Source organism: Paenibacillus qinlingensis (genome assembly GCF_031455095.1).
GTDB classification, from domain to species: domain Bacteria; phylum Bacillota; class Bacilli; order Paenibacillales; family NBRC-103111; genus Paenibacillus_E; species Paenibacillus_E qinlingensis_A.
This window is the reverse complement of record NZ_JAVDSB010000004.1, coordinates 304,284-321,015: the sequence shown is the minus strand read 5'-3', so window position 1 is coordinate 321,015 and position 16,732 is coordinate 304,284. Positions and strand designations below refer to the sequence as shown.

The window sequence follows — 16,732 nt, the reverse complement described above, 5'->3', positions numbered from 1 at the left end:
ATTTCACGTATTATGAATAAATACAAATTATGAAGAAACAGAGGTCTAAAATGATCATAACTGCATTAAGGGGAAAAGAAATTAAAATTGATTCTGCTTATTTACAGTCACTATTACGGCGAATTGTACCTTCTGAATTTTTACAGTTATTATCATGGAATTGCAGCCCTCTTGGAGAAAGCAAGGAAGAAAGTTCGGTATACAGGGTATCTTGTACAGTTAAAGAAAACGATAAAGAACAAAATTATGCCCTTATACTTAAAATATTAAAACCCGACTCTAAGCGAAATCAGGTTGATCACTACTACTATTGGAAACGTGAAGCGCTGGTTTATCATTCGGGGCTACTGAATCAATTGCCACTTGGAATAAGGGCACCTTTATGCTATGAAGTAGAAGAATATCCGGATGGAAGTGTCTGTATCTGGCTCGAGGATTTAGCTATTGAATCTAATCAAAGTGACTGGTCGTTAACGCATATGAGTAAAATATCTTATTTACTTGGAACATACAATGGTGCTTACCTAACAGGAACACCACTCCCGACGGAGTCTTTTTTATGCCACACTTGGATGAGTTCTTGGGTAGAAGTTTGTGCTGCTTATGCTAAACCCATCGAGGAGCAAAAAGTTATTTGGGATTCATGTGTAGATGATTTTGAAGGTAAGAGTTCTATGTGGGAGATTTATCATAATAATAGAAGACGAGTAACTAGCTTGCTGAAGACATTAGAAATTCTTCCCCGTGTATTTACCCATCAAGACGTACATTGGGATAACTTTTATAGAGCAATTGAATGGATGCGATTCATAAATAGCCATCGATTGGCAGTTTGCGAGCATCTCAGGTGTAGGAGAAGAGCTCGGTCGAATGTTTGGATATGCATTACTAAAGAAGAAAGTTCCAGTTAATAAGGCAGCAGAATATAAGGAAGTGTTATTTCTAAACTATATGCAAGGACTTAGAGATGCGGGATGGAGTGGAGACTCAAACCTTTCTCGTTTCGGGTTTACTGCAAGTGCATCGCTTAGGTTTATCATGGTTATTGATAAGTTACTTAGTAACTTAGAAGAAGATAGAATAAATCAGAAAGAAAAATCAAGTCATCTTTTGCTAATCACTCAGGAACTGCTTCAAATGGCAGAAGAATCTTGGAACCTTAGAAGTCAAATAATATAGAACATACAATTGCAGGTTATTGGTTATGATGCAATGGAATAAGGTCTTATCGAATTTTTCCTGTAACCGCCTCGTTTAGCAATCGTAGGAACGATAGTTCAACGCGCTGCCAAACCAAATTAGCGAAAGCAATTAATTGAGGTGAAACTAATGATGGAAATATTAGTAATTCGACATGGGGAATCTGAGGATGAGAAAGTAAATGTACTTGAACCGTTAACAAGTTTAGGAATTAAGCAAAGTAAAAAAATGTCTGCTCGAGTTTCAAAAGAATTTCCACCAGAGGTTATTTGGTCAAGTACACTTCAACGTGCAAGGCAAACGGCGGATATTTTAGCGAGTATCGTTGATTGTGAAGTGAGATATCTTGATAATCTATGCGAGCAGGAAGTTGATGAAAGTGACATAAAATTTTATGAGCGAATCAAACAAATCTTTTCTTACATAAAAGAGAATAGCAGCCAATATAAAAGAGTTGCCATTGTTTCCCACGGAGGAACTATTACGAAACTCATTGAAAATTTCCTCCAGTTACCTTCAAATAATAATGTCTGGTTCCATACCAATAACACCGGGATCCATTTCTTACACTATCATCCCAAAGCAGATATTTTAAAATTTTCAAATAGCACTTGTCATTTAAACTAAAGGGAGGCTGCCGGTACGATTGGCAGCCTTTCATTCAATTAACGCAGGATATTTAAATAAATTTCTCGAATAACTCAATATTGAATTGCGCTTTTCGATATCATGTTTTCTAAAGCTATTTAATCTTCACTAGGAGAAACACCACATGAAGAAGTCCGTAATTATTTTCTTTTTAGCCATGATTCCGAGTATTGTAAGCATGGTATTATTAGTCGAATTCTTCCCTAAAACAGGTCTCGGAAGAATTTTAAGTATTCCAGAAACTTTACTTCTTAATAGTGTTATTTTTATATTGATTCTGAGTTTCACACGGAAATTAAACTCAAGGGCATTCAAATGTTTAATTTGGATTGTAGCAATATTATTAAGCGTTTTTTTGGCTGCAGTCCTACATCCCCAGGAATATTTGCCAAGCGTTTTAAAACAGCTTTGGAAACTTATGTTTTCTTAAATATCTAATCCATTACCGAAATAAATGAAAATGAAGCTAACGCAGAACGAAAGTGTAAAAACAAGGGATAGATCGCCGCGACAGGCAGCTGTCCCTTGTTTCATTGAAGTAATTGGGATTGGGCAGCATAGTTCTATTACTTCATCCATTCAATAGGAATTTATCTTAGTTATGAAGAAATAAGAATAGCAATAATTGTACCCATAGTAAGGGAGGGATGTTTTCGTTATGAAGTGTGTAAAAAATGCTAAGTTTCGTAGTTTGGATATTCGCTCCATGCAAAGTCTATGTGACTATAATGCGGTTGTTTTCATGGAGCGGTTCTAAATAATCGCATAACAAGTAATTAACGAAATAAATCGCTTGTCATATAGGCTTTGCAACCTTCACATCGCTATTAGATGAAAGGGCGAAGCCAATGAAATATATTTCAGCAAGTGAGATTTTGCCAGAAGATTTGATTCAAGAAATACAAAAATATATACAGGGCAAGACTTTGTATATTCCAGCACCCAAAGGAAATAGAAAAAAATGGGGGAAAGATTCAGGGCAACGTGAGTTTCTTCAAAAACGAAACGCAGAGATTCGGCAGCTTTTTCAACAGGGTGAAAATCTGGACCGCCTTGCGTATTCATACTGTTTATCTCATGAAAGTATTAAAAAAATTGTTTATAAAAGAGAAATATAAAAAATGCAGGCTCGCGTGAAACAATAAGTGAGCTTTTTTATGTAATAAATTATTAGAAAAATACTAGGCCTATAATTGATACTGTAGCTATTTTACACTGATAGCTAGGCAAGGAGTTAAATTAAGGGGGAATTAATAGTGCTAATCATTGAAAAGGTGGACGCAACTCGAAGAGAAATATTGAAAAATATAATGACTCTGTTTCTACATGACATGTCCGAATTTAATGAAGAACTTGATTTGAATCCTGAGAATGGATTATTTGAACTCGATGTTCTTGATTGGTTTTTTGATAAAGAAGGATTAACACCGTTTTTTATTGTTTCAGACGGTAACCCTATAGGATTTATTTTACTGCAGAGTGGCCCTTATTCTAATCAAGAATTTGCTGATTATGTACTCAACTCATTTTTTATCCTTAAGAAGCACAGAAGAAAAGGAATTGGTAAACTAGCTTGCTACAAATTCTTTGAGATGTATCCAGGAAGATATGCAATTAGTCAGGCAAAAAATAACACTCAAGCAATAAAATTTTGGAAAAGTGTTTATGAATCAAATAGCATAAATGTTTATGAAAAAGAAGAAATAGAGGATGGTATGAAGGTAATATATCAATACTTCAAAACAAATTAAATAAAATATATTCCTGTATAGACAGTATTCTTAAAGAATCAATTCCATGGGGGATAGTATGAATAATTTAACAATAGAATTGTGCGAACGTAAAAACAAATGTATCATCAATAACCTGTATCCCCTGTACTTACATGATTTAGCGGAAATTCGGAATGTACTACCAAATAAATATGGTGTATTCGAGGATGATGAAAAATACAACAACTGGAGTGGATATTATGCTTACTGAAGAAGATTATGCTAAGGTGGCGAAAGAAGCGTTAATTCAATATCCGATTATTTGTGAGGAACTTGTTTACATCGGGAAAAGTGATAATGTTACATTTCGAGTGCATACAAATTATGATAATCAGAAGTTTCTTATCAAACTTCATATCTCGACGAGTTCCAATATATCAAAGGAAAATATCGAATCAGAACTCATTTGGCTTGAAGCTTTGGATGGAGATACGGATCTCGTAGTACCTGCTCCTGTAAGAAATATTAAAGGTGATCTGGTTACAAATATATCCACTGATCATAGTGATAATAAATTTATTGTGACTATTCATCATTGGGTTAATGGCGAAGTGCTTAACAGAGAGCCAACAAGTAGCGAAACTGCAAATTTGGCTCTTTTAATGGCGGCTCTTCATAAACATTCTATGCAATGGAATGCACCAGACGGCTTTAACAGGCCAATCTATAATTCCGATCATTTATTTGCATCACTTAATCAATTAAAACAGTTGGTAAATCTAAAAATTATATCAAGCGAAGCGTTTGTTCATGTGGAAGAATCAGCACATAAAATTGCAAATGTGATACAAAGTCTTGAACAATCACAGAGTAACTGGGGAATCATTCATTCTGACCTTCATGAGAGTAATTATGTGTTTTATGAAGATATTCCTCGACCAATAGATTTTTCAAATGGTGGTTATGGCTTTTACTTATTTGATATGGCTGAAACATTTCTACATCTTTCATTTGAAAACAGGAAAATATTTATTGCATCATATAACAAAGTAAATGAACTACAAGAAAATTATTTCGAGCTATTAGAAGCTTTTTTTATTTGGTCAATAATAAGGACTTTCGCATTCCATTCTTTAAATCCTAACGAACAACAATCTTTGGCGGAAAATTTTCCATCAGTTATTCAAGATTATTTTATTAAATATCTTAATGGGAAAAATTTTCTATTACACTGACGGTGAACTATAGTTGAGGAGCATGCTTCGCGGCATCTCCTCTTTTTGCTCATTCAAGTAACGGGGAGTTTACATAAAAAGGAATTTCACACGCGTTAACGAATATAAACAAAGAATATACTTTTTACGTTTAGAGGGGAAGAGCCATGAAGAGAGGAAGTCAAAAGTCACTTATAATAGCGGTAATTGGGGCAGTTGTTTGGATATTTAGTGCAATAATAGGCTTATACATTCAGATCAACTCTACACCATTCCACCCAACATTCGAGGAAGCTCTTGAACCTCATAGTCCAACTCCATTTTTTATATGTTTGGTAATTGCAGGAATTGGCTTTGTAGTTGCTGTTATATCAGGTATTAAGTATCTATTAGATCGATTCGCGCATCGTTTAGACAAATAAGTTAATCGACAACTGATTCAACTAACGCAAAGCGTTAGTTGAGAACAGGTCTTTAACTATGAGAAAATCCGTGTATTATAAGCTAAATATTTAAAGAGATTAGTGCACCCCAGGCTGCGGAGAATAGTACAACAACCCAAGGCGGAAGCTTCCACAGCATGAGTAATCCAAATGCTGCAATCGCAAGGCAAAAGTCCAGAGGCGTATGAACCGCACTTGTCCATACTGGATTATACAAAGCAGCAAGCAAGATGCCTACCACAGCAGCGTTAATGCCTTTTAGAATGGATTGAAAATTGGGGCGTCGGCGAATCACATCCCAAAATGGTAAAGAGCCGGTAACTAATAAGAAGGATGGCAAAAACATAGCGATCAGAGCAATGAACCCTCCCAGCCATCCATTCATTACGGTCCCTAAGTAGGCCGAGAAGGTGAACAATGGACCCGGTACGGCCTGGGCTGCACCGTAACCTGCAAGAAATTGGGAGTCTGTCAGCCAACCGGTCGGTACGACTTCGGATTGAAGTAATGGTAGTACGACATGCCCGCCGCCAAATACCAGCGAACCGACGCGGAAAAAGCTATCAAACACAGCCAGGAAGTGCGAATGAACAACTTGCCTTAACAGCGGCAGCCCGATCAGTAACCCGAAAAATAAGCTCCAAGCAACAACTGCTGCACGTCGGCTGATGGAGATTCCGAGCTGAGGAGTTTCTGGAATCTCGGATTTTGCTAAAAAGAACCTGCCGAATAAGCCTGCGACCGCAATGAGAATCAGTTGTCCATAAGCAGAGGACCAAAGTAAGGTAATGATGGCAGTTAAGATCGCGATTGTCCCCCGGGTACGATCAGGTGCAAGGGTGCGCGCCATTCCCCAGACAGCCTGTGCGACTACGGCGACTGCGACGATCATTAACCCATGAAGCCAACCAGCATTGCCCACATCGTAATTGTTTAACACATAAGCGAAAATCATTAATGCCAATGCAGATGGCAATGTAAATCCGCACCAAGATGCAATTCCACCCAACAAGCCACCGCGCATCATCCCGATTGAAATTCCGATTTGGCTGCTTGCCGGTCCTGGTAGGAATTGACATAGAGCGACCAAGTCAGCATAGCTTTTCTCATCCAGCCACTTTCTGCGTTTAACATACTCGTCACGAAAATATCCTAAATGCGCAATAGGACCACCGAATGACGTCAATCCAAGTTTTGTAGACACTACTAGAATTTCTAGTATCGAGTTCTTGCCCTTTTCCACTGTTGAACACCTTCTTCTGCAATTTGCAAAGCACTCAATTGATATTGATTTCCGATATCGAAAATCGATATTATTGTAGCACAAACACATAACTACCAATGTTGATTTATTATTAATTAACTACCGTCGTTGTAAAACAATCTGCTAGATAAAACATAGGATTTTACTACAAGAGTAAAGAGGTTTAATATGGTATTTGAAAAAGAATATTTAGTTCTTAAACACATCGTACAGCGATATTTCGGTAACCAGTGTAATCTCTGTGAGTATGAAGTACTACTAAGAAAAGTTGATTATTTAGTTGTTCGTATAACCCTTGTTAATCCAACTGAGCGTGTAGTTTTAAAATTAGCGGGACCTAATGCTCCGATTCTAAGTCCGTTTGATCGTACTTTTGCGATGAACCAGCAAGTTCGTAAGCAGACCACGGTGCCCACGTTTGAAGCTCTAGCCTTTGATATGTCATACGATATTGTTCCATATCGTTATCTTTTAATGACACATATTGATGGACAATTGTGGTCCGATGTAAAAAAGGACATAGATTCGAATGATTCACAGAAAGTATATCAAGACTTTGGTCGTGCAGTAGCTCAGCTACATTCCATTGAATATAGGACTTTTGGTGAAATTGGCGTTCAGGGGGAAATCAACACTTCAGATCCAAGTTATATATCGGCTTTATCGAATCGAGCTGAACAACGCATCAGAAATCCTTACCATCGAGAGTTGTTTGTATCGCTATTATATCAAAATAAATGTTTGTTTAATGATGTTTTAACTCCTCGATTAACACACGAAGATTTAAATCCTGGAAATATCCTTGTTAGAAAAAGGAATGGACGATGGGAGTTAGCGGGTATTGTTGATTTTGATAGTGCGTGGGCAGGTGGATTTGAATCTGATTTGGCACGGTTAGAATTATGGAAAGGAATGATTGGTGAGGGCTTCTTTGAAGAATATCAAACCATCAACCCCATACCTACAAACTACACACAACGTAAATTATTACTTCAATTGCTATGGTGTCTCGAATATGCCAATCCATCTGAGGAACATCATAAAGACACAAAGAATATCTGCGACAAATTGGGAATTCCAGTTGTGACTTTTCTTTAACTGCTTCACAATAGGGTGAACAAACAGGTAACGATAGCAACACAACATTAAGCTTAAAAAAGGAGCCATTTAGCCATGTACGAGCATATCGTTGTATTCAAGTTCAATACGAATATCACACTAATCAAGCAACAGGAATTGCTGGATCAATTGTTAACGTTTCGTGATCGTATCCCCGGGATAATTGATATCAGTGCAGGCATCAACGTAACGGAAGAAACGGAAAATATGAAGGGCTATACCCTTGGATTACGGGTAACATTTGAAGACCTTGCGTCGTTGCGTTCCTATGGTCCGCATCCCGTTCATCAGGAATTTGTTAAATCGCTGGATGGCATACTGGAAAATGTTATTGTAGTTGATTACCCATTGGTTTAAGCAACCAATACGAGGCTGCCGGTATAGATCGGCAGCCTCATTGCGCTAAAGAGCAGTTTAGTTTGAATGTATGGTAAAATAAGGATAAAACAATATTTTAAACATGATTACTTAGAGAGGACAACACTTTCGATGATGATACATAGTTATGATTTCAAAGATCGAGATGAATATCGCGCAAGTTTCAATCGACTTTCCAAACTAGTATTTGGTATTGACTTCGAAGCATGGTACCAAAAGGGAGCCTGGGATGATCGCTATAATTGTCATTCAATCATTGCCGATAACCAAATAATTGCTAATGTTTCAGTAAGCAAGATGGACTTGGTCATTAATGGAGAAAGCAAGCGGGCTTTACAAATTGGAACTGTAATGACTCATCCCCAGCATCGTGGAAAGGGGTTGTCCAAACAACTCATGGAGTATGTATTGGAAACCTACGAAGATACATGCGATTTGTTTTACTTGTTTGCAAACAGCACGGTGCTTGATTTTTACCCCAAATTTGGATTTACTACCTTACTAGAAAATCAATTTTATTTAAACTTATCTTCTCAACCCAAAGATAAACTAAATTTGCTTGATAAACTGGATGTTTCGAAGGAAGAACATTGGAATTTAATTAAACGAATGCTTAGTTCCCGTAAACCAATTTCAAAACATTTTGGTATCACAAGCAACGAAGGTTTATTTCAGTTTTATGCTTTGAACGTTTTTCACGAATGTCTTTATTATTCGCGAACGGATGATGCCATTATTGTTTTTAATCAAGATGGTGAGTTGCTGCATTTATACGACGTAATTTGCGATAAGCAAATAGACATGGAAGCCTTGTTTTCGCAGATTACAACGAAACAGACAAGAAAAGTTCAGTTTCATTTTACGCCTGATCAACTCCTCGACAAAGTTTATGTTGAACCCATTGATAAGCATGAAGATGTCTTGTTCATAAGACCGTTTTCTGATTTGGGAAATTTACCAGCTTTTTGTATCCCCAAGTTGGCCCATGCTTAGCAACTAAATGCAATCGGAGAATGATAGAACAAATAACAGGGAGCAACTGCCGTGGCAGCCACTCTCTGTTTTCAAAAAGGGGTACAGTAATAATGAAACGTTATGTAAATACAGCACTTATTTTTAGTGTCGCTGCATTCATTGGTGTCATGTACATCTCACAACTACTTGGTATTATCTGTGGAATTATTAGTATAGTACTAAGTCTGCTACACATGAAAACGGAGAAGAAGAGATCTATAGTTGCTATTATAATTAGTACTATTACAATATTGGTACCTATTGTCTTGATACTAGCCCTAGTTAATTCGCTCGAGGGATTTTAACCTAATCGAAAAGTAAATGATCAATACGCTTTGGGGTTGAGACCACTCAATAAAAATATGGTGTTTACAAACGAACGTATATTCGCTACCATATAAATGGGTATATTTACCACGAGTATGGGGAGGAATAGAGATGTCTTTTTTTAAGAACATGATGGCTAAAATAGGAATTGGGAACATTGATTTCGATACGAAGTTTTATACAGAATCATTCATTCCAGGAGAACTGGTAGAGGGTGTTATTGTTGCTAAAGGCGGCAGTGTAGAGCAAAAAGTGGACAAAATCTATTTTCAAATTATGACACAATACCGCAAGCCTTCGCCCTCTGAGAGCAATCCGAATTTTACGGTGATAGAATCGGTTGTGATAGCTAATATCCTGTTGGGAGAAAGCTTAGTTTTTGCCCCAGGAGAATCGATCGAAATTCCCTTTCATTTCGTGCTGCCACACGAGACACCTATTTCTATTGGCGTGAGCCCGATCTGGATTCGTACAGGCATGGATATTGACAATGCAGTTGATCCATCGGATCGTGATGATATTCAAGTACTGGCTCATCCGCACACCTCCGCTATTTTTGAAGCGTTGGAGGAATTGGGCTTTCATTTACATAAAGCAGAGAACGAATATTTTCCGCAACGCAATTCTCACTTGCCATTTATTCAGAATTTTGAATTCGTACCTTATAAAAATAGTGAATTTAGCCGTTCTGTTGAAGAGGTGGAACTTGTATTTTCTCCGGATGAGAACGGAGTTAAGATTCTCTTGGAATTTGACCGTAAAGCGCGTGGTTTTAGCGGACTTCTAGCGGAAATGCTAGATATGGATGAGTCTCATCACCGTTACTATTTCAGCGCCGATGAGTTAAATGAAGGTACTGCAGCAGTGGCTGCGCAGTTCCGAGGCATTTTCAATCATTTGCTAGGTTAATAAAACAAGAAGAAATGTTTCTCGTGAAAAGCCAGCAAACATAACAGTTTGCTGGCTTTTTGCACTTCGGAGATTCAATGCCAACTATTTATTCTTATACGCTTCATTGATTTCTTTTACAATTTTTTGTACGTTCGGATCAGCTTTCGTTTTGGCGACAAACTCATCCCAAGCGGCAAGGGATTCTTTGCCCATGATGACTTTGACTTTCATGTCTGTAATTTTCTTGATCAAGTCAGGCCCATTCGTTAAAAACGTTTGAGAAATGAGGCCGTTGCCAACGTTCGGCGTGCTGAAAGCAGCGCGGTCGTCAATAATCTTTTTGCTGCGCTCATAAAAATCTTGCGGAATGCCGTTGTAGTAAGCGCGTTGGTATTTATCAAATTTTTGGAAGATTTGTGCCATATTATTCGATGTATCCGCTACGTTATCTGTTTTGGCTTGTGCCGTTGCAACTTTCATGCCGTCTTTCACTGTGTAGTGCGTGTCAGGCAGGCCGTAAAGGGAAAGATTGGAGATTTCCTCGTTATACCCTTGATCGATCAGAGCCAGAATCCGCTTCATTTTCGCTTCTGGCACGGTCTTTGGAATGACGTACATGCCAAAGTTGCCTGTGTCCTGGCCGGCGTATTTTTTCCCATCTGGTGTTTTCAAATAAGTTAATGGGAAAGAGTCGGCTTTCGGGTCAATTTTCCGCATCGCATCGGTGTACAGCCATTGAGGGTTCAGCGCGGATCCTAATGCCCCGGCTTTGCCGCCCATATATTGCTCGCGAGCTTGCGTCATTTTAATGACGGCAAAATCCGATGTCAGCACTTTTTCGTCATAGGCCTTCTTCAGCCATTCCAGCGCTTTGCGCTCGCTCGGCTCGAGGGCAATAAAGGCAAGCTGGTCGCCCACCATTTTGAAAATACCGAAAGCACCGTTGAATGTATCTTCAACCCACGTGTAAAGGCCCATACCGTCTGCTTCCACTTGTCCAGTGAGTCCGACGGTGTCCGCTTTGCCGTTGCCGTCCGGATCTTTTTCCGTAAAAGCCTTCAGAACCTCATACATCTCATCCATCGTCTCAGGCACTTTCATGCCAAGCTTATCAAGCCAATCCTTACGAAGATGAACCCCCCATGACCCATCCAGAGGACGCGGCCGAGGGACACCGTAATTCTTTCCTTTGATTTTGGCGTTATCCCATACACCGTTCGGTAACGCACTCAAGGTCTTGTAGTCTTTGATATAGGGAGTCACATCCCAGAAGGCACCAGATGTAGCCAGCTGGATAACCTGCGAGTCAAAAATATTCGTAACTAGCGTCATATCGGCAAGATCGCCAGAAGCAAGCATAACTTTTGTTTTTTCATTAAAAGAATTTAAAGGGCTCCAAGTAATGTTGAGTTTGGTATTGGTTTTCTTCTCGATTTCTTGCAAAATCGGGTTACTCGGGTCAACAGCCTGAGCGCCTTGCTGTATCGTATAGATCGAAACGTTCATAGGCTCGTTGGAGACAGCAGCTGCGCTTGTACCGCTAGGTCCTTCTGTCTTGGAATCGGTGCCGCAGGCGGCTAGCACTGTCGTCAGACTTAGCAGAGTGACGAGCGTCATTGCTGTGTTTTTATACAATGTTTGTTTGGTTGTTGGCATAGAAGATCCTCCCTTTGTGTATCATAGCTTATTTTTTTATAAAAAAACATGAGTTAGCTTCTTGCGGTTGGAGCGGCAGTCATCCTTTGACGGAGCCAACCATCACCCCCTTGGCGAAATGCTTTTGCAAGAAGGGATAGACGATAAGAATAGGCACGGTTGCGATGACGACAGCCGCCATTTTCAATGTATCCGTTGGAATTGGGATGTCCCCGGCCATTTGGGTGGCAATTTCCCCGGAGGCGGAGCTGGAGGAATCAATGAGCAGCATTTGCAGCACAATCTGCAGCGGACGCAGATCGGGTTTGGTGATATACAAAACGGCGGAGAAGAAGGTATTCCAATACGCGACGGCATAGAAAAGTCCGAATGCGGCAAGCGATGGCAGCGATAGAGGTAAAATGATGCGAAACCAGACGCCGAGATCGGTTGCGCCGTCGATTTTAGCCGCTTCCTCAAGCTCATCCGGAATACTGTCGAAGAAGCCCTTCATGAGAATGACGTACCATCCGCTCGTGAGTACCGGTAAAATAAGCGCCCAGACGGTATTAATTAAATGAAGTTCGCGGACGACGAGATACGGCGGAATGATCCCAGGATTAAACAGGGTCGTCATTAAAATCAGAATGAGCAGGACACGACGGCCTAGCAATCGCTTTCGGGAAAGCGTGTAAGCGCCTGCCGAGGTGACGATGAGGCTGAGTGCTGTTCCGACTGTTCCTAGAAACGCGCTCATGCCAGCTGCTTTCGTAAATACATTGTTGGATAGCAGGTAACGGTACGAATCTAACGTCCATTTGTCAGGAAATAGGACCATCGTTTTTTGTAAATATTCAATTGGCGACGTAAAGGATACAGCGGTAATGTAGTAAAAAGGGAAGAGCATGATCAGTGCAATGAGGATCAAAGCACCAAGGATACTGCCTTCAAACCATTTATCTGATAACGTTTTTTGATGCATGACATAACCTCCTAATAGATGCCTTCCTCACCAAACTTCTTGGCAAGGCGATTGGTAATGACGACGAGTACGACACCGACAATGGATTTGAATAGTCCAACGGCTGTACTGTAACTGAACTGCGCCTGTTGAATACCACTTCGATAGACATACGTATCAAAGACATCTGCCACTTCGGAGACGGCGCCGTTCATCATGAGATAAACTTGTTCAAAGCCTACGTCCATCATGTGTCCGACTCGAAGAATAAGCAGAATGATAATGACGTTACGAATTGCAGGTAAGGTCACATGCCAAATCTGGCGGATACGCCCAGCTCCATCGATTCTTGCGGCTTCAAAAAGCTGCGTATCGACGGACGCGATAGCTGCGAGAAAGATAACCGTTCCCCACCCCACTTCCTTCCAGATGGATTGGATCGTTAAGAGCCCCCAAAACATTTCAGGACTCGTAAGAAAGTCGATTTTGTCCATGCCGAACGTTTCAAGCAGTTTATTAACAAAACCGCTAGAGGTAGAGAGCATAAGATACGTAATGCCTACGATGATGACCCAAGACAAAAAATGCGGTAAATAGATAATGGATTGAATGATCCGCTTGACCCACTCCAATCGCACTTCATTGAGCATGATGGAGAGCAGAATAGGCAGCGGGAAGAAGAAGATGAGATTCAGCACATTGATCGCAAGCGTATTGCGGAGGAGTAAGAAGAAGCTATCCTCGCTGAAGAAACGCTGGAAATGCTGAAAGCCGACCCATGGACTTTGCGCAAAGCCAACAAATGGGGTGTAATTCTTAAAAGCAATAAGCACCCCCCACATGGGTACGTATTTAAAAATAAGGAAGAAGAGAAGCATCGGTGATGCGATAAGATAAAGCATCCGATCACGCTGAAGTGCATGCCATATCTGAGACCATTTGGATTTGGCCGTTTTGACAGATCGGGTATGTGCATGGAAGGGGGCGACCGGTGTGGTCGATGTTTTCATGAGTTTCACCTGTCCTCTGAAGTTAATTAATCCTGCTTATGGATCTAACAGTAGAGCAGCGGCTCATTTCCGACAATTAGACAGATATTCTTATCGATTTCCTAGCATTGGACATTCATTCTAGCGGCGTTTTTTACAGATATTGGTTTGTATGGGGTTTGTATTTCTTATATGATGAAGGAACATTTGGTGGGAAGAGAATTAATCTGGGACGAGGGAGGGAGCATTATGTGGCGGCAGCCATACAGAAAAAAAGGTCTTCTGATAGCTATTCTCAGTGCTTGTCTGCCTGCAGCAATTATTGGCGTTATCCTCTATATGCTTGGCACACAGCAGATTGAAAAGGAGGCACAGAAGACGTATCGCAACCAAGTCGCCTATGCAACGGAACGGATTAATCAGAATCTTGTTCATTTAGAAACGATTATGGCCCAGTGGTCCTTCAATTTAAATCTAGGGAGTGCTTACTCCGAACTGGATATTTATAAAGATTATAAAAGCACACGATCCATCTATCAGGCGTTGACCTGGATTAAAGCTTCCGATCCGCTCATCGAGGAAGTCCACTTATATTTGGACAAGCAGCAAGTCGTCATTAAAGAGAGCTCAGGTATTAATCCGATCAAGAACGAGCAGGAGCTGAATACGTACCGTGGACTCGCTTCCTATCAACGGGATGTCTACTGGACCAAAAGTGATGTGTTACCTCTAATGAATCCAGATAAATCGGCGCCTTACGCCCTCATTGTACGCTTACCTGGAGGGCTTGTGGAAACGGAGGCTGCGTTAATCATTGAAGTGAGTGCGAAGCAGCTGAATAAACTCATTGCTGAACTCGATGTGGAAGGAGCAGGATCGACGCTTCTGATGCAACAGGACGGCGACGTCATTTCACTGGGGGGACATGCTTTATCGAAACCAACCGATCTGGATAAGGCGTTGATGAAGTCGATCACTCACCATCAGAACTTAGAAAAGACGTCCTCCATTGAATCGTGGAACAAAGATACGTATTCGGTATCCTATGGAGGAATGAATCGCGTAGGGAATACGTGGACGTTTGCGGTAGCCACACCTCTGTCTCAGATGACAAAATCGGTTCAGACACTGTCTAGGTTTATTATTTTGACTGGTTGTTTCGGGATTATACTAGCCCTTATCTTGTCTTGGTATTCATTCCGGCATATGTACAACCCCGTACGTAGACTCATGCAGCAGCTCTTGCCGGGTCGTGTATCTACTTCTTCGGATGAGTTTGTAACCATTGCAGACGAATGGAAAAATCTATCCAGAGAAAGCCAGATCCTTCAAGAACGCGTGGATCGTCAGCTGCCGTCCCTGCGAGAGAGCTTTCTTTTACAACTCATGCAAGGACACTTGTCCTTTCTAAGCGAAGCAGAACTTGCAGGAAGGATGGAGCAGTTTGGGTGGGATGTACAGGAGCGGGAGTTTGCGGTTATCGCGGTAAAACTTCATGGACTTTACAGGTCAGAGGGCAAGTTTTCACCTGGAGATGAGCAGTTGGTCACATTCGCTGCTGTTAACATTACACAGGAACTGGCAGAAGCGATGAATCTAGACGCAAATACGATTAACCTGCAGGATTTAACCTTGGGTCTTCTTGTAGGCAGAACGGAAAGGACCTCACAGTTAGAGGAAATGCGTGCTAATTTGTTTCATTTCGCAGAAGCACTTGCCCTAACACTAAACAATTTATTACATGTTGAAGTGACGGTGTGCGTCGGAGCAAGTACGCAAGAGCTGCATAAGTTATCGCTATATTTTGAAAATGCGCGCAATGCTTTGAATCATCGAACGCTAGGTGATGAACAGCAAGTGTTGGATGTGAACGATATTATGCCTGGTGGTCATGATGCGATTGCCTATCCCTTCGATGTGGAAGCAGCCATTCTTAAAGCTTTGCGTTCTGGTCAAAACCTGGAATTGGATGAACTATTAAACGGTTTCCTAGCACAATTGAAAGCGCGTACGACTAAGGAACTAGATGTTCGCCAAGGGTTACTGCAACTCTTCGGTAATATGCAGAACACCATCATGCTTTCGGGATTTAGTCCGTTGGCATTTAACGATGGTATTGACATCTGGCGCCAAATGTCCGAGCTGAAAGAACCCGAAGCCATACTGTTGTGGATGAAAAAGCATATCGTGACACCTTATGTGAATCGACTTCACAGAACGCAAGATATGCAATTAAGACAGTTGGTTGAGAATGTATTATCAACCATTCATGCGAATTATGCCAAGGATATTTCCTTGGAAGGCTGCGCTGATTTACATGGCACTTATGCCAAGAAGCTAAGTATCGGCTTTAAGCAGATAACCGGGCTAACTTTTATTGATTATGTGACGCAATATCGCCTGAATAAAGCGAAGCAGCTTTTGCTGGAGACGGATGAGAAAATTAACGATATCGCAGGAAGCGTCGGCTATCAGGCACCCTATTTTAACCGGCTATTTAAGAAGTATGAAGGGATTACCCCGGGGCAATATCGTGAACAAGCGGAACAAGATGCGTAAGTACGAAAATGTGGGGGACTGCTTATGGATTACGACTTCTTCAATAGCTTAAGTCCAAAAGTGTTGGATGTAGTGAAAAGGGATTCTTCCTTCTGGCAGTTCGTCTAGCCGGGGATAGGGAATCAAAGCATGGAGGATGGATTCAAGCAGCTTTACCAGATTTGGCATCAGAAAGAAGCAGGATTCGAATGGGAAACGCGTGTTGGATTCCTTAACTTCATTAAGGAAGTCACAGTAGCGAGGGCTAGAAGACGCTCAGCAGAAGAGGTCGGATTCGTCGATTCCTTTTATTTCACACGACTGTTTACCCGTGAAACGGGGCTGACGCCAAGCCAATATCGCCAAACCTAGCGATCAACTAAAAATCCAGATTTACGA

Annotated in this window: 18 protein-coding genes; 14 read left to right on the top strand and 4 right to left on the bottom strand. The window is 40.7% G+C overall.

The genetic code is table 11. The annotated features are described in order from the left end of the window. Positions 1-50 precede the first annotated feature (50 nt). From J2736_RS14740 to J2736_RS14705, 8 genes are all read left to right on the top strand, one after another. The gene (locus J2736_RS14740; protein WP_310499359.1) at positions 51-911 is read left to right on the top strand and encodes a hypothetical protein; all 861 of its coding nucleotides are present in this window, start codon (positions 51-53) and stop codon (positions 909-911) included. Further along, positions 871-1,179, top strand: coding sequence for a hypothetical protein (locus J2736_RS14735; protein ID WP_310499358.1), 309 nt, complete (start codon positions 871-873; stop codon positions 1,177-1,179). The genes J2736_RS14740 and J2736_RS14735 overlap by 41 nt, the downstream gene beginning before the upstream one ends. 150 nt (positions 1,180-1,329) lie before the next feature. Further along, positions 1,330-1,827: a phosphoglycerate mutase family protein gene (locus J2736_RS14730; protein ID WP_310499357.1), complete on the top strand. Its 498-nt coding sequence runs from the start codon at positions 1,330-1,332 to the stop codon at positions 1,825-1,827. A gap of 145 nt (positions 1,828-1,972) precedes the next feature. After that, a complete protein-coding gene (locus J2736_RS14725) occupies positions 1,973-2,278 on the top strand; it encodes a hypothetical protein (RefSeq protein WP_310499356.1) in 306 nt (101 codons plus the stop codon). 418 nt (positions 2,279-2,696) lie between these two features. Next, positions 2,697-2,966, top strand: a complete 270-nt coding sequence (locus J2736_RS14720) for a CD3324 family protein (RefSeq protein ID WP_310499355.1) — start codon at positions 2,697-2,699, stop codon at positions 2,964-2,966. Between the two features lie 138 nt (positions 2,967-3,104). After that, on the top strand, positions 3,105-3,599 hold the full coding sequence (locus J2736_RS14715; RefSeq protein WP_310499354.1) for a GNAT family N-acetyltransferase: 495 nt from the start codon (positions 3,105-3,107) through the stop codon (positions 3,597-3,599). 188 nt (positions 3,600-3,787) lie between these two features. Continuing rightward, entirely contained in the window at positions 3,788-4,795 is a 1,008-nt protein-coding gene (locus J2736_RS14710; protein WP_310499353.1) for a phosphotransferase enzyme family protein, read from the top strand. Positions 4,796-4,941: 146 nt separating this feature from the next. Further along, positions 4,942-5,196, top strand: a complete 255-nt coding sequence (locus tag J2736_RS14705; protein WP_310499352.1) for a hypothetical protein — start codon at positions 4,942-4,944, stop codon at positions 5,194-5,196. An 82-nt stretch (positions 5,197-5,278) separates the two neighbouring features. On the opposite strand, the gene chrA is transcribed toward J2736_RS14705, so the two are convergent. Further along, entirely contained in the window at positions 5,279-6,421 is a 1,143-nt protein-coding gene (gene chrA / locus J2736_RS14700; RefSeq protein ID WP_310499351.1) for a chromate efflux transporter, read from the bottom strand. 228 nt (positions 6,422-6,649) lie between these two features. On the opposite strand from chrA, the gene J2736_RS14695 reads away from it, so the two are divergent. The 4 genes from J2736_RS14695 (at position 6,650) to J2736_RS14680 (ending at position 10,228) form a co-directional block, all read left to right on the top strand. Then, positions 6,650-7,579, top strand: a complete 930-nt coding sequence (locus J2736_RS14695; RefSeq protein ID WP_310499350.1) for a phosphotransferase family protein — start codon at positions 6,650-6,652, stop codon at positions 7,577-7,579. A 75-nt stretch (positions 7,580-7,654) separates the two neighbouring features. Then, the gene (locus J2736_RS14690; RefSeq protein WP_310499349.1) at positions 7,655-7,957 is read left to right on the top strand and encodes a Dabb family protein; all 303 of its coding nucleotides are present in this window, start codon (positions 7,655-7,657) and stop codon (positions 7,955-7,957) included. A 66-nt stretch (positions 7,958-8,023) separates the two neighbouring features. After that, entirely contained in the window at positions 8,024-8,971 is a 948-nt protein-coding gene (locus J2736_RS14685; RefSeq protein WP_310499348.1) for a GNAT family N-acetyltransferase, read from the top strand. A 459-nt stretch (positions 8,972-9,430) separates the two neighbouring features. Then, on the top strand, positions 9,431-10,228 hold the full coding sequence (locus tag J2736_RS14680) for a sporulation protein (protein ID WP_310499347.1): 798 nt from the start codon (positions 9,431-9,433) through the stop codon (positions 10,226-10,228). 84 nt (positions 10,229-10,312) lie between these two features. Here J2736_RS14680 and J2736_RS14675 read toward each other — a convergent pair whose 3' ends face one another. The 3 genes from J2736_RS14675 to J2736_RS14665 all read right to left on the bottom strand — a co-directional run bounded on the left by J2736_RS14675 (position 10,313) and on the right by J2736_RS14665 (position 13,816). After that, positions 10,313-11,866 carry a type 2 periplasmic-binding domain-containing protein gene (locus tag J2736_RS14675; protein WP_310499346.1) on the bottom strand — a complete coding sequence of 518 codons (1,554 nt, stop codon included), beginning with the start codon at positions 11,864-11,866 and terminating at the stop codon, positions 10,313-10,315. 79 nt (positions 11,867-11,945) lie between these two features. Then, complete coding sequence (locus tag J2736_RS14670) at positions 11,946-12,827, bottom strand: carbohydrate ABC transporter permease (RefSeq protein WP_310499345.1); 882 nt, start codon at positions 12,825-12,827, stop codon at positions 11,946-11,948. An 11-nt stretch (positions 12,828-12,838) separates the two neighbouring features. Then, positions 12,839-13,816 carry an ABC transporter permease gene (locus J2736_RS14665; RefSeq protein WP_310499344.1) on the bottom strand — a complete coding sequence of 326 codons (978 nt, stop codon included), beginning with the start codon at positions 13,814-13,816 and terminating at the stop codon, positions 12,839-12,841. A 228-nt stretch (positions 13,817-14,044) separates the two neighbouring features. Here J2736_RS14665 and J2736_RS14660 point away from each other — a divergent pair, with 228 nt between their 5' ends. Continuing rightward, a complete protein-coding gene (locus J2736_RS14660; RefSeq protein ID WP_310499343.1) occupies positions 14,045-16,354 on the top strand; it encodes an AraC family transcriptional regulator in 2,310 nt (769 codons plus the stop codon). A 129-nt stretch (positions 16,355-16,483) separates the two neighbouring features. Then, positions 16,484-16,705, top strand: a complete 222-nt coding sequence (locus J2736_RS14655; RefSeq protein ID WP_310499342.1) for an AraC family transcriptional regulator — start codon at positions 16,484-16,486, stop codon at positions 16,703-16,705. The last annotated feature ends 27 nt before the right edge of the window (positions 16,706-16,732 follow it).